14 protein-coding genes and 2 pseudogenes are annotated in these 14,257 nt (G+C 60.4%); 12 read left to right on the top strand and 4 right to left on the bottom strand.

The window, feature by feature from the left end:
• Positions 1-138: 138 nt before the first annotated feature.
• From AC0L3D_RS34365 to AC0L3D_RS34355, 3 genes are all read left to right on the top strand, one after another.
• On the top strand, positions 139-387 hold the full coding sequence (locus AC0L3D_RS34365; RefSeq protein WP_473647300.1) for a DUF982 domain-containing protein: 249 nt from the start codon (positions 139-141) through the stop codon (positions 385-387).
• Positions 388-922: 535 nt separating this feature from the next.
• Positions 923-1,765, top strand: coding sequence for a hypothetical protein (locus AC0L3D_RS34360; protein WP_473647299.1), 843 nt, complete (start codon positions 923-925; stop codon positions 1,763-1,765).
• A gap of 105 nt (positions 1,766-1,870) precedes the next feature.
• Positions 1,871-2,101 (top strand): hypothetical protein, encoded by a 231-nt coding sequence (locus AC0L3D_RS34355; RefSeq protein WP_473479240.1) that lies wholly within the window; start codon positions 1,871-1,873, stop codon positions 2,099-2,101.
• Between the two features lie 133 nt (positions 2,102-2,234).
• Here AC0L3D_RS34355 and AC0L3D_RS34350 read toward each other — a convergent pair whose 3' ends face one another.
• The 3 genes and pseudogenes from AC0L3D_RS34350 to AC0L3D_RS34340 form a co-directional block, all read right to left on the bottom strand.
• Positions 2,235-2,534: a DUF4158 domain-containing protein gene (locus AC0L3D_RS34350; RefSeq protein WP_473647301.1), complete on the bottom strand. Its 300-nt coding sequence runs from the start codon at positions 2,532-2,534 to the stop codon at positions 2,235-2,237.
• Positions 2,532-2,783: pseudogene (locus AC0L3D_RS34345) on the bottom strand (cytochrome P450); the annotation flags it as partial. The pseudogene AC0L3D_RS34345 and the gene AC0L3D_RS34350, both read right to left, overlap by 3 nt.
• Positions 2,784-3,172: 389 nt before the next feature.
• Positions 3,173-3,499: a hypothetical protein gene (locus AC0L3D_RS34340; RefSeq protein WP_473647298.1), complete on the bottom strand. Its 327-nt coding sequence runs from the start codon at positions 3,497-3,499 to the stop codon at positions 3,173-3,175.
• 918 nt (positions 3,500-4,417) lie between these two features.
• On the opposite strand from AC0L3D_RS34340, the gene AC0L3D_RS34335 reads away from it, so the two are divergent.
• The 9 genes and pseudogenes from AC0L3D_RS34335 (at position 4,418) to AC0L3D_RS34295 (ending at position 12,529) form a co-directional block, all read left to right on the top strand.
• A complete protein-coding gene (locus AC0L3D_RS34335) occupies positions 4,418-4,636 on the top strand; it encodes a hypothetical protein (protein WP_473479244.1) in 219 nt (72 codons plus the stop codon).
• Positions 4,637-4,716: 80 nt separating this feature from the next.
• Positions 4,717-5,169 carry a DUF982 domain-containing protein gene (locus AC0L3D_RS34330; RefSeq protein ID WP_473647297.1) on the top strand — a complete coding sequence of 151 codons (453 nt, stop codon included), beginning with the start codon at positions 4,717-4,719 and terminating at the stop codon, positions 5,167-5,169.
• A 1,283-nt stretch (positions 5,170-6,452) separates the two neighbouring features.
• Entirely contained in the window at positions 6,453-6,746 is a 294-nt protein-coding gene (locus AC0L3D_RS34325) for a GNAT family N-acetyltransferase (RefSeq protein WP_473647296.1), read from the top strand.
• A gap of 347 nt (positions 6,747-7,093) precedes the next feature.
• Positions 7,094-8,062 carry an omptin family outer membrane protease gene (locus AC0L3D_RS34320; RefSeq protein ID WP_473647295.1) on the top strand — a complete coding sequence of 323 codons (969 nt, stop codon included), beginning with the start codon at positions 7,094-7,096 and terminating at the stop codon, positions 8,060-8,062.
• Positions 8,063-9,137: 1,075 nt separating this feature from the next.
• Entirely contained in the window at positions 9,138-10,100 is a 963-nt protein-coding gene (locus AC0L3D_RS34315; protein ID WP_473647294.1) for an ArdC family protein, read from the top strand.
• A 205-nt stretch (positions 10,101-10,305) separates the two neighbouring features.
• Positions 10,306-10,724 (top strand): annotated as a pseudogene (locus AC0L3D_RS34310) (DUF2958 domain-containing protein).
• A gap of 79 nt (positions 10,725-10,803) precedes the next feature.
• Positions 10,804-11,091 (top strand): ParB N-terminal domain-containing protein, encoded by a 288-nt coding sequence (locus AC0L3D_RS34305; RefSeq protein WP_473647293.1) that lies wholly within the window; start codon positions 10,804-10,806, stop codon positions 11,089-11,091.
• Positions 11,072-11,962 (top strand): hypothetical protein, encoded by an 891-nt coding sequence (locus AC0L3D_RS34300; RefSeq protein ID WP_473647292.1) that lies wholly within the window; start codon positions 11,072-11,074, stop codon positions 11,960-11,962. Before AC0L3D_RS34305 ends, AC0L3D_RS34300 begins: the two co-directional genes overlap by 20 nt.
• A gap of 66 nt (positions 11,963-12,028) precedes the next feature.
• Positions 12,029-12,529 carry a hypothetical protein gene (locus tag AC0L3D_RS34295; RefSeq protein WP_245430207.1) on the top strand — a complete coding sequence of 167 codons (501 nt, stop codon included), beginning with the start codon at positions 12,029-12,031 and terminating at the stop codon, positions 12,527-12,529.
• Positions 12,530-13,986: 1,457 nt separating this feature from the next.
• Here the strand turns inward: AC0L3D_RS34295 and AC0L3D_RS34290 are convergent.
• Positions 13,987-14,257: prolyl oligopeptidase family serine peptidase (locus AC0L3D_RS34290; RefSeq protein ID WP_473647291.1), on the bottom strand; the 271-nt coding region annotated here is incomplete at its 5' end.

The raw sequence follows: 14,257 nt of genomic DNA, 5'->3' as shown, positions 1-14,257 counted from the left end.
CCCTCCCTTCGTCACACCCCCGCCGCCGAGTCTCATCCTGATTGACGCTGAGTCTCACCTTGATTGTCGCCGCGCAGCTGAGTAAATAAATGCGACCCGGGGCTGTTTGCCTCATAGTGGCTGTGGAGGAGGGGAGAGATGACCGGCTTGATCAGATTTGAGAGGCCAGTCATTGTTCAGGTTAGCCGCCGGAGCTCGGAGCGAATCGTGTTGGACGTCAACGACGCAGCCGCTATCTTGCTCCGGGATCTGCATCATGAGACCGATAAACGCAGAATAGCGATGGACACCTGTCTGCAGGTGTTACGCGGTAAGACCCATCCACCAGCCGCTCGACGAGCTTTCGTGGCAGCCGCGCTCGAAGCACGCATTCTGCGCAGCGATTGAGATCTAGGACGCCGCTCATGAATTTCGGCCATCTGCGCATCGCTATTGGGCAGAACACCCCTGCCGGCATCCGCCAGGAGCAAGCCAACCCCGCTCTTTCCGCGGTGGCTTTCCCGGTCTGGCGCCGGACCTTCCACCATCAAAACACAAGAGGATGCCAGCCAGCTGCGGCCGCTCGGCTTCGCCGTCGCGGTGATCGTGATTGCAGCCAGAGGTAAACGGAGCCATAGGGCGAGAATTGGCCCGCTGCAAATGGCACAGCGTCGATGACGCCACAACGGTCTCCAGAAGTGCCGTTCGAATCCTTCCCCAGCTTGGCCCTACATCCGATCTCCCGGAACGCGCTCCGCGGATCGGTGGCGTGTGACCGCCGATGCTTCTCCCGATGTCGGGAGCGGGTTTCGGCGATCAAGATCGGAAAGATGATAGTGATACTGAATTATATCCGAAACTGGCTGGCTGTGAGCCGTCTCCACCCCGGCGGCTTTTCATTTGCGGCTAGAAACTGGCATATAGGCCAAGGGCGAGGAGAGGCATGGCACGTAAACCGTTCATTTCAATCGGCGAGGAAGAGTTCACGAAGTCTAGATTTCGTAGGCTCTCTCGGGCTGCCAAGGTCGAGCTTATGGTTACGTGGTTTCAGGAGCACTTCGAAGATCCGGCCGAGAAGACTCCCTACGAAAGTGCAGAGGGCGGTTACCAATGGATTTGGGGTGGCCCTTACAACGCGGATGAAGAGATTCAGGACACGTTTTCCGAGGTTGTCGACTTCGACACGATGCAGAAAGCCCTAGAGGAAATTGAAAAGGACGGCTTGTATGACTGGGCTCCGACCGACATCGGGAATGACGCGCCATACGAAGAGGACGACGGAATCTATAGCATCAACGATCCCCTGCCGGACATCATCCCACCTGAAGATGTAGAGGACGATGACGCGCTGACGGTCGAACAACTTCGACAGGAAATGCTTCAGCGCCTAGATAGACTTGAAGACCTGATCAGAGCCGGCCAACGCGATCGGGGGATGATCGGTCACAACAATCCGCCAAGTCCGATCGATGACCTTCCTGTTACCAGAGGCGACTTGGATGAAATTCAGCGCGCTATCGGGGAACTTCGCCATCAAGCTCAGGCACCTGAGCCTGCAATTGAAGCTGTTCACGCAAGCAGCACCGTGCTCCGGCGCGTAGCAGGGACCATTGGAGGCTGGTTAATGGACCGTGTTAATGCAACCGTCGATGCTGGGATTCAAGGTCTGATACCGGGTGCGGTCGGTGCTGTCGTTATTGCATACGCTGGCCAGCTGTATGAGCTACTTCAAGGTGCAGCTGCTGCGGCAATGCACTGGGTTCAAGCCCTGCCGCTCCCTTTCTGAAACTACACACGCGAGAACACATATTCATGACTCGATGAGATTTGCTTGCGTGGTTGGCACTCCCGCCCGTAGGATCATCGATCCCGACTCACCAAGAGGCCTGATATGGACATTCCATTAGCAAACGGAATCGTCGCTGATTTCCGCAGCCAAGAGAACCTCGGGCTAGCGCTGGACCACCAGCACTATGCCGGCGATCTCGTGGAGGCTTGGAACATCGATGCGGAGGAATGGATTCGCGAGAACTATCCCGATGCCGACGACGAGACCGTCGCCAATGCGGCGCTTCGGATCGAGGAAGCAGGCCCTTGGGTATACACCGACCGGGAGTTTTGAGCCCAGGGTCCCACTCGTTAGATAGAGTGCGGATAATCTACAGGCTGAGTGCCACGTGGATCATCCGCCTACGAGCAAAACTTGGAAGTTTCTCATGTCTGCTAAGTGTTGTAGAAATAATAAGAAAAGAAGCTTAACTGGGGTTCTTGGAAGCTTTTCGAACTTTCTGTCTGGCACCTCCAGCCGAATTGCGAGCGCTCGCGAGGGACGCTGGGATGTCAGAATTTGCGATGGGACAATCCGACGCATCGACTCTCACGTTCAAGTCGGAGGAGTGCCGGCCGAGGCGATTGCGGTCCTCTCGGCAACGCCGGATCAGATCGAGGTCGCCGGGCTCAAAGGTGTAAAGTCGGGCCAGGTCGTCACGGTCCGCCGGGAATCCCGGTAGTTGTTCCCGCTCGGCTTCGCTCAGCGTGCTTGCGCCTTCGCTCATCAGCGCGCTGATGACCATGGCCGGAAGCGGAAAGGAAAGGTGGCGCCGCAGGTCGGCGGGCTGGGGCTGGGCCGCCAGCGTCTCGAACAACTGCGCGGCGATCGCCTCGACCTGCTGCGCGAGCAGCTTCACCCTGCGGTTTTTGAAGACCGGCGCCACGATCGTGCGTAACCGGGCATGCTCGCCCCCCTCGTGCGAGACCAGCCACCCCGGCGAACCGAGAATCACCGAATCCGGGGTGAATGCCGCACCCTCTAAGCGATGGAAGGGCGGAAGGTGACCGGTATGCGTATTTCGTAAAAGCCGGACAGGGATTCCGCTAAGTCGCGGACAGGCGTTTCGCTAAGTCCCGGACAGTTTGGCGGCGGTGGTCCTCGGGTGCCTGGTTGTCATCATGGGCGATTGATTTCGCCGTAAGCCGCGGTCTTCGGCGAGCGACTGACGGCTGGCTGAGTAGTTGCCGAACCATGAACCCACCCGGGCTCCGCGCTTGGCTCAAACTCTCCGCGTTCAAGCCTTTGCAGCGTTAGACTAGCTCGCTGCAGAGCGGCCCTCACTGCAAGTGCAGTTTTGTGGATGCTCCACGGATCGTCACTGTAGCCGTTGTCGGCTAGGATACCCTTAGCCCTGCCGATGCATCAATCCCTCATCGATTGCCAAAAGACATTCTCGATTGGCATTGTCCCCGGGATGGGATCAGCGATGCCTTCCACTCCAGCAACTGGATCGGTTGATGGCAACGGATATTTTTTCCACATGCCCTCATACAGCTCGGTGTGCCAGTGGAGCTGTTCACTCGGATTGTCGTAGAATTTTGCAAGCCATTCGTCGTGCACGGCCTTGGCAAAACGGTGCGCCTCCCGGTCCGTGATGAGGCCGGTGTGAGCGCATCTACACCGGCAGCAGCAGGACGACCCAAGCTGGTTCCATTGACCGAGCGATTTCCGAGCCGAAGCTGCGCCCACTCGCGTTCAAACTCCGCAAGCACCTCTGCGTATTTCCTTGGTTCCCAGCGTCTTGTTGACTTCTCAGCGGCCGGTCAACACGGCAATGTCGGCTGGAACCCGCTTTCGGAACCAGCAAACGCCGGTCTTGCGATGCTTTGTTGGACGGCTCATAGCTAGGACCATGTGTAACACCTGTGCGTAGCACTCGGGTAGCCTAAGCATTTAATTTTGCTTGTTTTTCAGCTGCATCAACACCTCAGCAAGGTGATGGTGCCCAGAGGCGGATTAGGCGAAAGCACGTTGCTCGCTCTCAAGCGCTCAATTCCCGGAAGGTATGGGCGACCGCGAAACCCTATAGGGGAAAGCGCCACATTAAGTCCGCCGTGCCGAAAAGTGCCAACTGCCGGTTGGTAGACGCGACGCACCCGGCCGCGTATAATTTTTTCACGATCCTCGCACCGGGCAAATCCCGACCCACCCCGCGCTCGGTGGTCGCTTGGTCGACCCGTCGCTCTCCTGTGCGGCGGGTTTTTCGTTTCCGGATGGAACAGTTGGTTGGAGGGGAAGTTCGTCCCTTCGGCATCTCTTGTGCAGAATTGCCACAAGAGCTGTTCGGAGAGTCGGATGAGTGTGCAAAGGGTTGGTCCAATTGAAGAGCACGCAATAACCGCAATCCTCAACAGGGCTGACCGTGGGGACAGCGTTTCGATCAAGGCGACATCGACCATATTCGGCACGCTGCGCCTATAGAAGCAGCTACTGCCCTCGGCCTGTCGGTGGCATCCGATAAGGGCGGGTAGTAGCCGTTCAATCTAGCGCGAGCCGGTTGTCCTCGCCACAGTTGTTCGCGGTCCCATTGTACGAAATTGGTTGTTGATTTTTACAAGCGGCGTGCCAACAAATGGGTGCTTGGGTTTATGTCCAGGGAGGCCTCAGGTGGACATCGAGACGGACTGCGAGCGCATAGCCGTGGAGCTTGTGCACGAGGCCATCCAGAAGGTCCCGCACGGTGGCGCAGTCTCCGTCAAGGCCGTTATAGCTGCGGTTCGCCAAGATGGCCCTGACCTCGAAATCAGTAACACGGCCCTGGTCGACGTTATCGTGGCGACCGCTCCGGCGTTTGGACGCGCAGTAGCCTTCGACCTTAACGAATAATGCTGTGACAACTCATCCGGCCGCCTCCGGGAACCTTCAGCAACCAAATGAGTCGCGTAAAAAGCTTAAGGCGAACCGTTATGGCCACCCGAGATAGGGATAATCGTTCCTTCCGAGAATTGATCAGTTCGGAAGATAATCGTCGGAAGTTGCGCAAGCAGCTAAGCCTGTTGGACGACCGACCTTTGCCGCCGAAGCTTGCTGCTTTAGCGGTGGAGCTTCAGGAGGAGCTTGAGCGGCGAGAGCAAGAATGGGCTGAGGAGACCGCGGCTGCCCTAGTTCCCAGCAACGTGCCGCATTTTTTCAGCCCCTCGGTCAGCGTGAGAACTGAGCCTCCCGATCAGACGCGCAGCGTCGACACTGCTGAGGCAGCAGTTGAGAAACTCCTGAACTGCACTAAGCGTGGCCCCAAGTGGAACCTCGCGCTGCGCGTTTGCATTGCCGTGATTGCCGACAAGTTGGAAGCTGAGGAGGCCCGTAAGGCATTCCTGGCTGCTGCCGAGGAGGAGGAGGTATTACGCCACTTTGGTTAGGTCTCCTGGATGCCCGCGCAGCCCTACCCGATCGCGGCCCGCTCAGAAATTTCTACCAAATATTCCGACCCACTCTAGTTACCCTTCATGACAACCCTTTGGTTTGTCCCTCGGGTGTTCGTGAAGATTGATCGGACGGCGGCAGGCATGGCTGCAACAATGCGAGGGCAGCCCTTGAGCAGCTCAAGAGGTGGACCCGGAGAGGACCTCGCTGGCACAAGGCGTGGACGCTTTGCCTGTTAGCGATGGAGGGCGATCGGATTGACCCCCATGTCGTCGCTAGGCTTTCGTGGCTGCCGCTAAGGAGGCGGAGATGTATCTCTCGCCCGAGTAGGAGGTGTCATGGCCCTATATGGGAAAGACGGGCCATTTATCCATCGAGCTTCAACGGCTCATGTTCGGGGAGATAATGATGCAGCACCTCGCCACGGTTTCGCTTGTCGAACGTGAGGCCACAGACAGGGCAGACTCGAAATGCTCTGCTTCGTCGTTCACAGGCGGCCCGTGGCGCTTGCCCTTGATCCCGGTTGCGGGGTTGTTGGTTCTATCTCGGCTCACGTTGATTGTCCGAACTGTGATGGGGACGGCCCGACAGCCGCTGCGGGGTAGGCAACCGACCGGCGGGCCTAACCGGCGGGGTGTGGTCGTGTCCGCCGGCTGGGACCAACAATAAGCCGTTTCGTGCAGAATTGCTAATTTAGTAAACGATCACAATCCGTTCCACTAGCCACCAGATGGGACGGGCCTAGACTCGATTCTGTGCGTAAACGAGTGAGTTCCGGTGCTGGCCGGCTGGAGTTCATTTGTCCGATGATGCCCACCTTGGTGGCCAAGCCGGCCCAAGGAGACGATTGGACTCACGAGTCAAGTCGACGGCCACTGCTCTCAAATTCTCATCGACAACGAAGTAACCCGGTTCCTTTGATGTGAAAATGTCTCCTATCTGCGGCAATTCACATCAAGTCATCCGGAATCCTGCATACTTGTAATATTTGTTTGCAGTATTTTAACATAATTTAATGAAAAAATGCTTTTCATTATCCCGACATTACATCTAAAAGTGAGTCGGACCTGCGCGGATGGCAGCAGGAATCGGAATTTTGACCACTGCCAGGAGAGAATATGCCTTCCATATCTACTCGCAGCGCCAACGCAACGGACGCAGAGACGGTCGCCCGTTTCATTCACGCGCTACTCGATGAACTCACTGGCGGGAAAGCGCCCACGCCCGAGGTCGTCAGACAAAGCGCGGAGACGGTGCTTGCCGACGCTGGCGGGTCGCTGTGATCGCAAGTGCAGATGACGAGCCGGTCGGCATCATGGTGCTGAATGAATGCACGGCGATCCATGCAGGAGGCAAGTTCGGCTACATTTCGGAGCTGTATGTTCGACCCGACATGCGCTCCAAAGGGATTGCCCCTCATCTGCTTGAGGTCGCCTCGCAGGAAAGCCGTGCTCGTGGCTGGAAGCGACTTGAGGTTGGAGCGCCCGGGCAACCAAAATGGAAGCGCACGCTCGATTTCTATCTGCGGAACGGGTTCGAGGAAGTCGGCCCTCGGCTCTGTCGGATAATCTAGACTCAGAGTGTCTGCTGTGGACTGGCTCAAAGCAACCTGCACGATCTCAGCGGATTGAGGTCCGGCGTGGTCGCTGCCTGCCGCTGCAATCGTACCAGCATCGTCATCGCAAATGTGTGCCTCAGATAATGCAAGATTCCCGTCACGCCGGCGGCCGCCCGGAACGCATCGGCAAAAACCGCCGTCAATCGGGTCACGCTAACGGCGTTTCCTTGAGTGTTGAGGAACCGAGCCGAGGGCGGCAATCTGCCAACCTACAGGGGCGCTGCATAGACGACCGCACCTGACGTGCACCCGGTTACGCAGCGTATAGCCGAATAACGGATCATTCCTATGAGGGTAGTTTCATGAAATTGTATGCGAAACTCTTTGGTGGAGCGGCAGCGTTGCTCGCTGCCTGGCCGGCGATGGCCAGTGCCGCGGTGGTGAGCGAACCGGCGCCCTACAATCCCAATTTCTCTTTCATTGGCGGCGTCGGCGTCATCGACATCGAGGCCAACGAGCTAGTCTATCGGGATCCCGGCAGCGGCTCCAAGCTGAGCCACCTTATCTGGGAAAGCACCGCTCCGGTCGTTTCAGCCGAGATGACGGCGCGCAGCGAGGCCGGCTGGACCGCCAAGCTGTCCGGTCAGATCGCCTTCAGCGGCGACAGCTACATGGAAGACTATGACTGGAACCCGCGATTCTCGACCAATGATGGCTGGAACGACTGGAGCGACCGTTCGCGCTTTTCCGAGACCGATCTTGATCACTTCTATTCGGCAACCGTCGCGCTCGGCCACGACTTCCAGGTCAGCGACCAACTGCTGATCAACGTCAACGGTGGCTTCAAGTACACCTCGGTCAAGTGGACTGCCTATGGCGGCTCTTACGTCTCCAGCGATGCCGGCTTCCGGGATTCGGTTGGCGACTACCCAGGAGGCGCAAAGGTCATCAGCTACCAGCAGAAATTGCCGGTCGCCTTCGCCGGCATAGATGCGACCTATGTCCAGAATCGCTGGAACTTCGGCTTTGCGCTGAAGGGCGGGATGACCTTCTCGGCCGGCGATACCGATCATCACTGGCTGCGTGACCTGCGCTTCGAGGATGGTTTCGAATCGGCGCCGGTTCTGATGGTCGGCGGCAGCGTCGGCTACCAGTACAACGAGCGGACCAGCTTCTTCGTCTCCGGTTCCTACGAAAAGGTGTTCACCGCTCGCGGCGACTACAACACCTATGACATGTCGACCGGCGCAAAAAGGGACGGCGACGACGACCGGATCGGCGGCGATTTTGCCGCGGCGACGGTGATGGTCGGCATCAAGACCTCGTTCTGATTGAATGAACCCGACCGGCCCCAAACCGATGTCTGCACGGCGCAGCCGAGCTGTCGTTCCGCGGTAGACCGTCTCTGATCTCGCAGCATCGTCCTTGTCCCCGATTGGTATTAGGAGAGAGATGCAAACCGGTTGGGCCATCGAATAGGCCCATTGCGACAGCTGTGAGCTGATAGCCCTCAATCGTCGGCTTCCAGACAACGTCGAGCCGCACTCAGAACCCGCGTTCAACTTTATCGGACGATCGGTACCAACGGACGTGTTGTTCACCGCCGACTGAGAGCGCGTCGCACCGAACATTCACGGCAGCGAGGAAATGGCCCGATTCTTTCGATGTGATCGAGCGTGAAGCACGCGACGTCGGCTGAGCAAGACCGAGCGGTTCCTCCACCATCTGCATGAACATGCTCCGGAACTTTCAATCGCGGCTGACCTGGCCCGCCGAACTGGCTACCATTGCGGCAGGTCTCAGCCGTGACATTGAGGCTGTCCGGGCGCCAATCACCAGTCCTGGAGCACGAGCCCGGTCGAAGGCCAGATCAACCACCTCAAGACGACCAAGCGCCAGATGTACTGGCGCGCCGCCTATCCACTCCTCCGGAGGCTACTTCTGGCAGCCGCTTGACCCAACCGGACAAAGGGACACCCGAAAAAAGTAGTCCCTGCCCCAAATATGCGGAAGAACCCAATTTGGCCTTAGCTTGACGCGCCCGCGCGCCTGACGGCGCGTGCCGGGTGCTCGTGAACCGAGCCGCTTTTTCTTCGGCAGGCTCAGGCGGTCTCGGCCATCCGGCTTCGCCCCCTGGCGCGGGCAGCCTGTCGGCTGCTGACGGTCGCCGGCCTGTCGGCCGACGCGGTTTGTTCGTTGGCCTTTCCCGGCGGCGCGGGGTGGGCGGCACTCCCTTCTAGGCCCGCCGCGGCATCCCGCAACCCTTCGCTTCGCTTCGGGTCCTACTCTTGCGTTCCGGTCCTTCGGATGCGGTCCGCCTCCGACGGCGGGCCTTTCCGGTCGCGTCTCGCCGCCCACCCCCTTCCGGGGAAAGGCGCGGCGAGTGGTTAGCGGAGGACGAAAGGAATGCGTGCAAACGACAAGCGTTGCGCCAGCGCAGAGGCTGGCGCGGCTAAGGGCGGGCGCCCGGGCGCCAGCCTTTATCAGGAGATCACGGACAGCATCATTGCCGAACTGGAGCGCGACACCGTGCCATGGGTCAAGCCATGGGGCAGCGCAAAGGCCGACCTCGGTCTGCGGGGGAATGCCGCCACCGGGCGCCGCTATTCCGGCATCAACATCCTCATCCTGTGGGGCGCCGTCATCGAGCGCAGCTATCCCGGCCAGAACTGGCTGACCTTCCGGCAGGCGCTTGCTCTTGGCGGCCATGTCAGGAAGGGCGAGCGCGGCACAACAATGGTGCATGCCGACCGCTTTGTCCCCAAAAACGAGAAGGAGCGCGCCAAGACAGACGGCGACGAGCCGCAGGCCGTGCCCTATTTGAAGCGCTTCACCGTCTTTAACATCGCGCAGTGCGACGGCCTGCCCGAGCACCTTTACGGCAACGCCGAACCGCTGCCCGAACGCGAGATCATCCCACAGGCCGAGGCGCTTATTGGAGGAAGCGGCGCGGATTTCCGCATCGGCGGCGATCGCGCTTTCTACATGCCGGGCAGTGGCACCATTCAGGTGCCGCCGAAGCCGGCATTCTTTCAGCAGATCGACTATTACCGCACCTGCTTCCACGAGCTTGGCCACTGGACCGGCCACCCGGCGCGGCTGGCGCGCGACCTCTCGGGCGCCTTCGGTTCCAAGACCTATGCGCGCGAGGAATTGGTTGCCGAAATCGCCGCAGCCTTTGTCTGCTCGACGCTCGGCATCGAGCCGACCGTGCGCCATGCCGACTATATCGGCACATGGCTGAAGGTGCTGCGCGAGGAAAATCGCGCCATCTTCCGCGCCGCCAGCCTTGCCTCCAAAGCCGCCGATTTTCTTCTTGGCTTTAACGCCGAGACCGAAGGCGCGCAACAAGATGAGATCGCGGCATGAGCGTCGCGCGATCCCGACACCCTGCAGACCGAACCGACGCCGCAAGGCGAGCAGACGCTCATTCCCGTGTCCGGCCGGTCACCACGCGCAACCGCCTTGCCCTCTTGGCCGACGCGCCCGCGCGCGGCGCAGAAGCCGCTCGATACCGGGCTGCTCGATGAAGCCGACAGAAATCAACTCGACCTGATTTGAGAGGAGTTTTCCCATGATCTTGATCACCGACGAACTGCGCGCCCAGCTGCTCGCCAATGGCGCAACTGACATCGAGACCGACCATGTCCCGGTGGTAAGACTATTCGATCCAACCGGGCCAGCAACCTGGCTTCTCACCGAACTCGACGCCGACGGCGACACAATGTTCGGCCTTTGCGACCTCGGCTTCGGCTTCCCGGAACTCGGCAGCGTCAGCCTTGCCGAGCTTGCAAGCGCCAAGGCTCGGCGTGGCCTCGGAATCGAGCGCGACCTCTGGTTCAAGGCGCGCTTTCCGCTCTCCGTTTACGCCCAAGCGGCGCGCAGCGCCGGCCACATCACCGAAGCCGAGCGGCTTCTGCGGCAGGCAGCGGAAGCACTGCCAAATCCCATTCCGAGCTTCCGCCAGACGCGGCGGAGCAAGAGCGCCGATAAGGCGCAAAACCGCCCCCGCCGCGCCGGCCTTCGGCCCTTGCGGCGGGGACAATTCCACCCCCAACGAAGGAGACGAACCATGCAGCTTGCCCATATTCCTTTCGACCGGCTCAGCATTTCCACGCTCACATGGGGCCATTCCAGCGCGCCCGACGTGTTGGACATCCTGCCGTCCGTTCGCGCGCGCGGCGTCCTTGTGCCGCTTCTGGTGCGGCCCAACATCGAGCCGGATAGCTTCGAGATCGTCGCCGGCCGGCGCCGCTATCTCGCCGCGAAGTCGCTCGCCGACGAGCGCGGTGAGGGCGATGCCTTGCCCTGCGCCATCATGGAAGACGGCGACGACTCCGATGCGCTCGAGGCCTGCTGATCGAAAACTTCGCCCGGCGCGATCCCGACGAGGTGTCGCAGCGGGAGACGTTTTCGCGGCTGATCAAGGAGGGCTGCAGCGTGCCGACATCGCCGCCACTTTCGGCATCACCGAGCTTTTGGTCAAACGCATTCTGGCGCTCGGCGACCTCTTGCCGAAAATCCGCGAGGCCTATCGGCGCGCGGAAATCGACGCCGAGACGGCGCGCAATCTGACCATGGCCTCCAAGGCGCAGCAGAAGGATTGGCTGGCGCTTTATGCCGATCCGGAGCAATACGCGCCGCGCGGCGACCAGTTGAAACAATGGCTGTTCGGCGGCCAGTCGATTTCCTCAGAGGTGGCGCTGTTTGTCGTCGAGGATTATCCGGGCCTGATCGTCTGCGACCTGTTCGGCGAGGACAGCTATTTCGCCGACGCCGACCTGTTCTGGCAAAAGCAGAACGAGGCGATCGCTGCCAGACGCGACGCCTATCTGGAAGCCGGCTGGCCGACGTGGCCGTGCTGGAACCGGGGCAGTTTTTCCAAGTCTTGGGACCACGAAAAGACGCCGAAGAAAAAAAGGTGGCAAGGTCTTCATATCAGTCTCGCATCGCAGCGCGGTCGAGTGCCACGAGGGCTGGCTGTCGCGCAAGGATGCCCGCCGCGCCCGCCCGCAAGGCGAGGGCGGCGAGCACGAAGAAACCCCCGCATAGCCGTCGCGACCGGAACTCACCGGGCCGATGCAGAACCATGTCGATCTGCATTGCCATGCCGCGGTGCGCGCGGCCATGCTCGACCGTCCGGGTGTCGCGCTGCGCCTGATGGGGGCGCATCCCATCACAGGTTCGGGCCTGTGGCAGGTTCGCCACGAGCCGCAGCGTACCGCCAATGAAGCGGTGGCGGCAAGCCTCGCAGCCTGCAAGGCCGAAGCCGTATTCTGCGAAGGCGGCGCGAGGTTTTGGCGCTGCTGGGGCAACCGGAGGAGGCTGGCGCGGTCGTCGGCGGCAACGGCGATGCCTTTGCCACAGCGCGCGTCTTCGCCCGGCTGTCGACGCTGTCCGACGACGATGTCCTGCGCGTTCTCGCCATCGTCATGGCCGAGACGGTCGAAGCCGGCAGCGCCGTCATCGAGGCGCTTGCCAATCACCTGAATGTCGATATGGCCAGCTCGCTGGCAAGCCGACGACGCCCTCTTCGACCTGTTGCGCGACAAGGAAATTGCCAATCTGATACTCGCCGATATCGGCGGCAAGCATGTCGCCCACGGCAATGTTTCGAGAAGGTGAAGACGCAAAAGACAACCATCCGCGACTTCCTGTTCGACGAGAACAGCAGGGAGAAAGTCGACGCATGGCTGCCGCGCTGGATGAAATTCCCCCCCGAAAGCTACACGACCCGGGGCGGCTTCCGCACCGCCGATCAATGGGCCAGAGTTCAGCCGCTGTTCATGGCCGAATGAACCAGCCAAGCCAGGCGGAGGCAATTCGAGTGCCGCCGCCTGGCACCTCTCTCGGCGATGCCGGCTGCACCTTTGCGGCTTTTCCGGCGCGCACCGCACGCGACATCCCGACGCCAACTCATCGCCTTCGCCAGCCCTACGCCGCGCCGGGATGCTTGCCGAGGCGCAACACGGATATAGCCACGTCCGCCCCTGGTCGACGGTGTATGAACCTGCGCAAGCCCGATGTCCGCGACGCCGCTTGGGCATCGTGTCAACCGATCGCGCGGCCTGTCTCCTAAGCGGTCTTGCGGGACAACGCGATAGCGGCCATTCGCGGCAACGTTCGTCGTTATCTGCAGCGTCTGGAGGTGCTCGCCCGGGACCCACAAAAGAACAAGGAAAGCTGAAAATCCGCCGGTTGTTCAATCGGGACGAATGGGCGATCACCAATGCGTGCCCGGTTTGCGAGCAGTCGATCGATGGCACGCTCTCCTCGGTCATGCTGGCAATGCGATCAATGCGCTGCTCGTCGCCGCGGCCAAAATCTGCGCCTGATCCTCACGGTTCTCGCGCTTTGGCTTGCCTGGTGCCTGCAAGCACTCCAGCCGAAAACGGCGAAATCGGATGCTTCCACTGGTCTTCCCGGATTCGCAATACCTACAATATCAGCGCCTTATCCGTTGTTCAGGGCCGACTACCGAGTATCTGCGCCGCGGTAGGGTTCGGCTCCGCTGAGAGGATGAAGCCGAGCGCCCCCCATACGCAAGGGCTCGCCTATACTCGTGCCGGTCATCTAGGGCTCGGCAGATCGCCAAGGCCCTGGCGGCAAGCATTCCGGATCAGGGCGAAGTTGGGTTTTGGCCATGCGTCGCGTGTGGGTCGCTGACTTGAGGTGATGTGCGTCCGGCGGCCCGCCTCGTCGCCTCGTCGAGGTTAGTCACCGAAATGATGCGCTGACCGCCGGCCAGCGGACTGACCGAAGACGCATCCACATTCTGACTTCGCGGAAAAGATGATTCAAGAGATACGAGCCATCCCCAAGGTCGGCCGGAGCGTCCCGCTCGGCCCAAGCGTGAAAGATATCATCGCCACCCACGAGGCTCTGGGGTCGAACCGCAACCCTTCGCTCTCGCTTCGGGTCCTTCTCTTCGTTCCGGTCCTTCGGATGCGATCCGCCTGGACGGCGGCCCTTCCGGTCGCAACTCGCCGCCCGCCCCGCTTCCGTCCCGCTTCCGGGGAAAGCCGCGATTGGCGAGCGGAGGCAAAACGACGCATGCAAGATAGAAGCGTGCCGTCATCGAAGAGGCAGGCAGAGGCGGGGCGCCCATGTCGTTCCCGTTTTCGTCTTGCTAAGGTCACCATTGCGCAGGAATCGGCGCAGGCCCTCGTCCGAGCAGTTCTCCGCTCGCTTGCCGCCTCGATCATAGCCAACAAAACGGGCGCGAGGATTGCTATAGGCAGAAGCTGCCGAAGCATCATATTTGCTCTTTTGCTCGGTCGGGTGGGGTCTGACCAAGAATGTTGCGAACGAAGAAGTCCAGGAGTTTGCGCTCAGTATAGATGCCTGGCGCGCCATGATCGGCACCAGGCACATAGACCATGTCGAAATCTTTTCCCGCCTTGATGAGTCGGTCGGCAAGCTGGAGCGAGGAGGACGGGTCGACATTGCGGTCCATTTCGCCGACGACGAGCATCAGCCTACCCTGCAGCCTGTAAGCATTGTCGATGGCGGAGGATTGGGAATAT

It is taken from the genome of Mesorhizobium sp. WSM4837, from assembly GCF_055811435.1.
Note: the sequence above shows the minus strand (reverse complement) of the source record. Positions and strands in the feature narration are given on the sequence as shown.

What these genes read in the sequence shown, in the direction of transcription:
- AC0L3D_RS34365 (WP_473647300.1), top strand. Translation starts at nt 139, where the DNA reads ATGACCGGCTTGATCAGATTTGAGAGGCCAGTCATTGTTCAGGTTAGC.
- AC0L3D_RS34360 (WP_473647299.1), top strand. Translation starts at nt 923, where the DNA reads ATGGCACGTAAACCGTTCATTTCAATCGGCGAGGAAGAGTTCACGAAG.
- AC0L3D_RS34355 (WP_473479240.1), top strand. Translation starts at nt 1,871, where the DNA reads ATGGACATTCCATTAGCAAACGGAATCGTCGCTGATTTCCGCAGCCAA.
- AC0L3D_RS34350 (WP_473647301.1), bottom strand. Translation starts at nt 2,534, where the DNA reads ATGAGCGAAGGCGCAAGCACGCTGAGCGAAGCCGAGCGGGAACAACTA.
- AC0L3D_RS34330 (WP_473647297.1), top strand. Translation starts at nt 4,717, where the DNA reads ATGGCCACCCGAGATAGGGATAATCGTTCCTTCCGAGAATTGATCAGT.
- AC0L3D_RS34320 (WP_473647295.1), top strand. Translation starts at nt 7,094, where the DNA reads ATGAAATTGTATGCGAAACTCTTTGGTGGAGCGGCAGCGTTGCTCGCT.
- AC0L3D_RS34315 (WP_473647294.1), top strand. Translation starts at nt 9,138, where the DNA reads ATGCGTGCAAACGACAAGCGTTGCGCCAGCGCAGAGGCTGGCGCGGCT.
- AC0L3D_RS34305 (WP_473647293.1), top strand. Translation starts at nt 10,804, where the DNA reads ATGCAGCTTGCCCATATTCCTTTCGACCGGCTCAGCATTTCCACGCTC.
- AC0L3D_RS34300 (WP_473647292.1), top strand. Translation starts at nt 11,072, where the DNA reads ATGCGCTCGAGGCCTGCTGATCGAAAACTTCGCCCGGCGCGATCCCGA.